We start from the raw sequence: 5,729 nt of genomic DNA, 5'->3' as shown, positions 1-5,729 counted from the left end.
GGGAAACCCTGAGAAGCTCCACCCGGAGTCCCTTAAGGTTTTTAATTGCATCTTCCTTGCTGCGCATGCTTCTTAACGAATATGTCGTAACATCGTATTTTTCCACAAGATCTAAAAGTTCCAGATTTTTGTTCATGTTTTCCAGGTAATTCATCCTTATTCCTCCTTAAGCAGTCCCAGTTTATTCATCAGGACTGGTTTCGTAATATAATTGTTTTCATAGCAGTCCAGAAAGAACTTCATTAATTTACAGATCACTTTTTTTTCGGTAAAAATCTCTTTATCCTCAAAGTGTTCCTTATACACTTCCAATGAAGCAAGAGTCCGCTCTCTATCTGAAAAAACAAAAGGCGGAACTTTACCTGCGAAAACTTTAGCCGCTTCCTTGATGGTGAGTCCCTGAAGTTCTGCTTCCAGCGACGCTTTCCGTATTTCTACTTCTCTCGCCTCCCGGTCCTGTCTTTCTTTCTCCTTCTGTTCTTCTTTTTGTTTCTGGATCTTTTGATAATCCTCCGCGGAAAGGAAATCCCGATCAAGGGAATCCTGATATCCAAAATCACGCTGTTTTAAGATCCGGTACCACTCCTGGGAAATCTCTTCTCCGAGTATGAGTCTTGTTTCCGTATTTGCAATTAATCCCGCCATCAAAAGGTCAAGTCTGCAGATGTGAGAAATACGGACACAAAGTTCACACACAAGCCCCAGGAGAAGTTTCTTTTCTTCCGAAGAAAAACGCTGAAAACAGGTATCGGTCGACTTATTTGAATAAGCCAGACTTACCATCCAGCTGTCCTTAACAGCTGTTTTTAAAAATTCAGCTTCCCCGGTAGTAAACTGCCAGTTTCTGTCCTCGCAGAACTTCTGCAGAAAAAGCGAGCTGGAAAGGATATTCTATGTTTTTTAAATACCCCGCAGCAGCGTTGCTGTTCTCTTTGTAATATCTGTCCATGTCCAGAAAGCCGGAAATAAACAGCGGGTCAAGAAATTCTGTTCTGAAGAAAGCGGGATTCTGGTAAATGAATTCCTTTACATCTTTCTGGAAGATTTCCTTTAATATTTCCTGCTTTTCTTCCAGGTTTTCACAGTTCTTGATCACTTCTGCATAGATCTGTTTGTTCCGATCAGCTCCTGTTGAGATATTTCTGTTAAAAGAGATCCCCTGAGGATTCAGATACGCCAGCAGGCCTTTCAGCCAAAGCACATCCCCCATAACTGAAAGATCATGGTTTTTACATATACACTTCCATTTAAAAACATTATTCATGCTGTTATCGGAGGCATATCCGTTTTCATCCAATCGTCTGGTCAACTGATCAAACAAAAGATAGGAATTCTGGATATCAGGGATCTCTGCTGAAAATCCTTCCAGATAGAATTCTCTTGTAAGATTTTCCCCATCGATCTTTCTGGGCATTTCCATCTCCATCATTTTTTCAATAACTGGATTGATCGTGATCTCTTCTTTCTGTACAAACAAAGACTGGAGCCAGCGTTTCTTTAATCTCCACCATTTGATCTCTGAGTTGCAGCAGTAAGGCTTTTGATCCTTGATAAGCCAGATCCCGCAGTTCAGATTAAGGATGTCCATTTCGGAAAATCCCATCTGTTCCAGGACTTTTTTGGAAGATTTGCCTACCGGTTCTGAATAAAGATCTTTTAAAGCAACAAGCAGTCCGGTCAAATCCAACCGTTTATAATCCTCGTCAGATTTAAACATGGAATCATGGCATACCAGCCTGAAAGCAAATTTGATCAGATGGATAAACAGATCGGCATCTTTTACGGCATTCAGTCTGTTCAGGGTCTTTAACTCTCCGTCCATGGAAAGGACGAGTATCCTTTGCAAGGGAATAGTCCGCAGCTCCAAAAAGCCTGTTGGATGTCATCCAGTCAAGGAATCCGGCGATTGTTTCCAATGGAGTCTTACTGACAGCTGTCAGGATCTGCTTTCTGCTGCTCTTTTCATAAAGATAAAGCTCGTACAGCAGATACAGGTTATCTCCTGCTTTTTCCTTTGTTCTCTTTACAAAGTCTTCCAGCTGGGTTCCGACGAACATCTCTTCCATCTGCTTTGCTGACAGAGTCTCCTTCATCCACAGTACGACCTCCATGAAAGAGATATAATCGTCATTGGATGAATATCCGTACTGTTCCATACGCTCCAGTACCTCGCCAGGGTATCTGAAATGCTTTTTTAACTCCAGATACTCAGAACTGTTACTGTAAGCTGTTTTTCCAAGAGCTACATAGACAAGGTCTCTCATTCCTCTGTAGATAGTATCATTCATTTTTACATTCTCCTTTCGTATTTGATACGGAAAGAAAATGAAAAACGGTGAAACAAAATAAAAAAGTGAATTAGAATTCACTTTTTCGTATTTCAAAATATACTACTTGTGGGAGTCAATTTAATTAATATGATAAAAAACGAAATTATATGCGCAAAAAAGACATCCGCGGTTAATTCCGAACCCCGCAGATGCCCAAAAACGAAAGACAAAAAAATGAATGGTAAACGGCTCTATTTTACTCTGAACGCTACAATTTTCTCTTTCTTTGTATCAAACAACGATTTAAGCGGCATTTCTGTATCAATCCCGCAATATTCCAAAGCCCCGCTGCATGGCCAAAACCTTTCTGCCGGACAATTATCATAAATGTCATCATGACATTCATAGATCACTTCCTCTGCATCTCTTTCTGACACCTCGTCCTCAGGAAATGCCTCCTGCAGGCAGATCCTGACTGCATCCCTCAGGACATTTTCACATAGCGTGATTGTATCATTGGTAAGGGAATCCTGATATGTTTCATATGAAAGACCATGTCCACTGACATATGTTGCTTTTGCACCACCAGTATATTCCTCTTCCAGAAAATCGGCGATGGAAATATTTAAATCTATATCACCACAGTCCTTTATTTCCCCGGAGGTATCGTAAGGACAATCTCCTCTTCTCCACTCATAATGGGTAGCACAGGACACTGCTTCCCGAAGCATTCCGCAAAGCGTTGCAGCAAGACCTTTCTTTCTCTCATTGAAAATCCCTGTAACCTTTTCTGTTACCTCATCTAAGTTGTCCTCAATATATCCCAGATATTTTTCATATCCATCTTCATTCTTTGCCATTGTTTTCTCCTTTTCGATATCCATGCTGTTTTTGTAATTCTATTGTACCATACAACTGGAATATCCGCGGAAAATACGTCATTCCTTAAGCCTGAAGTTCTCAATAAGAAGAACAATGGCAAACACCGCCATGACCCCAAGCATTACGAACAGAAAGATTACTTTTGATTTCTGGGAAAACCCAATGACAATATCTGGGTGGTCTGCGTCAATTACAATGTTGATCTTGTCTCCTTTTTCTGCAGGAATCTTCGCGGAAGACCTTTTCCTCGTATTCCCTGCCATTGTACGAATATCTGCAGAGCAGCGTCAGTATCCGTCTCCGATCTGCCGGGATATTCTACTGAAAAGATATATTTAATTTCCGCTTCCACAGAAATTTCCTTAATACCAAAACTTTGTACCAATGACCAGGCGGTCAATCCGACGATGATCAAATATGCAGCCATAAGCATAGAATTTACCATGATCACAAAAAGCACCGGTTTCGGTGCTTTTTTTTGCTAATTTGAGTTACATATCCGCAGTCTCAAAAAAATCCTCAAAAAACTTCTTTTTCTCAAAGCAGGGCTGGCACAGTTTATATGGGTAGCCAAATGGCAGGTTCCTTCCGCAGACCATACACTTCCGTCTCTTCAGCTTCTTTTCCCTGATCGTATCTGTCAGCTCTTTTGAGATTTCCTTTTTTCTCTTACGTATCAGATTCTTATCCCAGTTTTGTCTCCCCGGCATTCCAAAGAGACGGACAAAATTGTGGAACATGTCATATTTCTGATGCAGAACTTCCAGTGCTTGGATTTTTTTGTTCGTATCGCCCTCACAGACTGCTTCCCCGAATTCTTCGTCCAGCTGACACACCGGATCATCAATGTCCACATATCCCCTGTCAATCACCATTTTGGCGCTTTCTTTCCAGAGAGTAAGCAGTTCCGGATTTTCCGTATTAAACGGAATGTACATAAGACGATAGGTTATCTCCTTATCATCCGTCAAACCCTCCAGCCACTGACACAGTCCCAGTTCCTCGGTCAGGTCAGTTTTCAGAAAAATGATTCCGTCTCAATATGTATCCATCGTTTCATCACTTCCGACAGCTTTCCTTCCACCTCTATGAGCATCCGCGAAAACCCAGACGGGCAAACAGTATCGCTGACGGAGACCTGGTCATGCTGCTGCGGATAAAACTTTTTCTCTTTGATGAAGTATAGTATCCGCATTCATAGAGTCCTTTTCGTCCTGCACGTCCGGCAATCTGCTGTATCTCTTCCGACAGCAGGTCCCTCCTGCCATATCCGTCAAATTTTTCCGTTTCCAGAAATACCACTCTCTTTACCGGAAGGTTTAATCCCATGCCGATCGCATCCGTAGCAACCACGACAGGAATTGTTTCGCCTTTCGCAAACCGGTCTGTTTCGGCCCGTCTCGTCTCATACGCGCAGGGCACCGTAGATCATGCCTGCAGGAGATTCCTTTTGCCTGAAGCTCCGCAGCGCAGGAGATCACGCTTTTCTTGGAGAACACGATCAGTGCATCCCCCCGCATCACGCTTTCCGGGAAGGAAAAGTCTTCTGTGTCTTCGATAAGCGGCGTCATCCTGTCCCTGCGGTCTGTTTCCCACAACCTCATCTTCGCAGTATGCGATCAGTTTCCGGATAATGGATTCCGCATGTGGAGCCATACAAATGTGGATCTCGATCCGCACAGAGTCCAAGGATAGCAGCTGTCCATGCACCTCCGCGGCTAGGATCACTGATCATCTGAGCCTCGTCAATGACCGCCATATCATAATGACGGGAAAGATCTGCCATCTCTATGGTTTCTGAGATATGTGTGGCTCCGGGCATGATGTCCTCTTCCTCTCCGGTCAGCAGGGAACATGGGAGGAACATATTTGTAGTCTCATATACTTCCAGAGCCAGGAGCCTAAGAGGAGCCAGATATACTGCCTCCTCTGCATTTTGGAACTTCTGCAGGCCTCGTAGGTCTTTCCGGAATTTGTCGGACCAATATGCAGGACGAACCTGCGTTTAAGCTGTCTCGCAGCAGGGTATGCATCCCTAATCCGTTCGGGGATCGCAGTCAGCACCGCATTCTTAAGACGCTCCTCTTCCATCCGGGCATGCATTTCTTCCAGGTATTGGTCATACAGGGCTTCGGCTTCTTTCCGATACTTCGGGTTAAAGAACTTCCTGCTTTCTTTTCCCTGCATCATTTCCTTTTTAACCGCTGCATCGAAATCCTTTGTCTTCCGAAAAACTTTCCATGCTTTTTGGCATAAATTTTTGTACTGATATTTCGGAACATGCTGTCTCTTTAATGTATTTTTGTAATTCTTCTTATACCTGTCCGCTACTCTCTGGATGATCACGGACATTTCCGGTTTTTCATTTTCGAGAAATTCCTCAAAACTCATTATGTGCATTCAGGACGCACCTCCTTGTTTTGCAGGATCCTGACCGCCTCTGCCACATCTTTTTCCTGCAGGCCGCCTTCGTACCAGCTGGTCTGTATCCAGCGACTGTCAGCAGCAACCATTGAAGCGGCGCACGAAAAACGCGAAAGCGTTTCACGATAAATGCGAAAACGCCTATCTAGGTTG

General features: G+C 43.4%; 8 protein-coding genes and 1 pseudogene. All 9 read right to left on the bottom strand.

Annotated features, from left to right (window positions below; genetic code table 11):
- Positions 1 to 156: 156 nt before the first annotated feature.
- Positions 157 to 783, bottom strand: a complete 627-nt coding sequence (locus AC075L_RS07060) for a hypothetical protein (protein WP_476387436.1) — start codon at positions 781 to 783, stop codon at positions 157 to 159.
- Positions 784 to 814: 31 nt separating this feature from the next.
- On the bottom strand, positions 815 to 1,822 hold the full coding sequence (locus AC075L_RS07055) for a hypothetical protein (protein WP_476387435.1): 1,008 nt from the start codon (positions 1,820 to 1,822) through the stop codon (positions 815 to 817).
- Positions 1,722 to 2,288 carry a hypothetical protein gene (locus AC075L_RS07050; protein WP_476387434.1) on the bottom strand — a complete coding sequence of 189 codons (567 nt, stop codon included), beginning with the start codon at positions 2,286 to 2,288 and terminating at the stop codon, positions 1,722 to 1,724. The genes AC075L_RS07055 and AC075L_RS07050 overlap by 101 nt, the downstream gene beginning before the upstream one ends.
- A gap of 233 nt (positions 2,289 to 2,521) precedes the next feature.
- Positions 2,522 to 3,130, bottom strand: coding sequence for a hypothetical protein (locus AC075L_RS07045; protein WP_476387433.1), 609 nt, complete (start codon positions 3,128 to 3,130; stop codon positions 2,522 to 2,524).
- A gap of 78 nt (positions 3,131 to 3,208) precedes the next feature.
- Positions 3,209 to 3,415 (bottom strand): hypothetical protein, encoded by a 207-nt coding sequence (locus AC075L_RS07040; RefSeq protein WP_476387432.1) that lies wholly within the window; start codon positions 3,413 to 3,415, stop codon positions 3,209 to 3,211.
- A gap of 228 nt (positions 3,416 to 3,643) precedes the next feature.
- A complete protein-coding gene (locus AC075L_RS07035; protein ID WP_476387431.1) occupies positions 3,644 to 4,123 on the bottom strand; it encodes a hypothetical protein in 480 nt (159 codons plus the stop codon).
- A 115-nt stretch (positions 4,124 to 4,238) separates the two neighbouring features.
- Complete coding sequence (locus tag AC075L_RS07030; protein ID WP_476387430.1) at positions 4,239 to 4,574, bottom strand: helicase-related protein; 336 nt, start codon at positions 4,572 to 4,574, stop codon at positions 4,239 to 4,241.
- Positions 4,575 to 4,752: 178 nt separating this feature from the next.
- A pseudogene (locus AC075L_RS07025) lies at positions 4,753 to 5,243 on the bottom strand (DEAD/DEAH box helicase family protein).
- A 299-nt stretch (positions 5,244 to 5,542) separates the two neighbouring features.
- Positions 5,543 to 5,729 (bottom strand): hypothetical protein (locus AC075L_RS07020; protein ID WP_476387429.1); only part of this gene is annotated, 187 nt, incomplete at its 5' end.

The organism is Blautia sp. ZXY-1-B12, assembly GCF_056339915.1.
The sequence above is the reverse complement of the archived record's forward strand: the minus strand, read 5'-3'. Positions and strand labels throughout refer to the sequence as shown.

Bases quoted from the DNA above. Each gene is read 5' to 3' on its own strand.
- AC075L_RS07060 (WP_476387436.1), bottom strand. From the start codon at position 783: ATGGTAAGTCTGGCTTATTCAAATAAGTCGACCGATACCTGTTTTCAG.
- AC075L_RS07055 (WP_476387435.1), bottom strand. From the start codon at position 1,822: ATGGACGGAGAGTTAAAGACCCTGAACAGACTGAATGCCGTAAAAGAT.
- AC075L_RS07050 (WP_476387434.1), bottom strand. From the start codon at position 2,288: ATGAATGATACTATCTACAGAGGAATGAGAGACCTTGTCTATGTAGCT.
- AC075L_RS07045 (WP_476387433.1), bottom strand. From the start codon at position 3,130: ATGGCAAAGAATGAAGATGGATATGAAAAATATCTGGGATATATTGAG.
- AC075L_RS07040 (WP_476387432.1), bottom strand. From the start codon at position 3,415: ATGGCAGGGAATACGAGGAAAAGGTCTTCCGCGAAGATTCCTGCAGAA.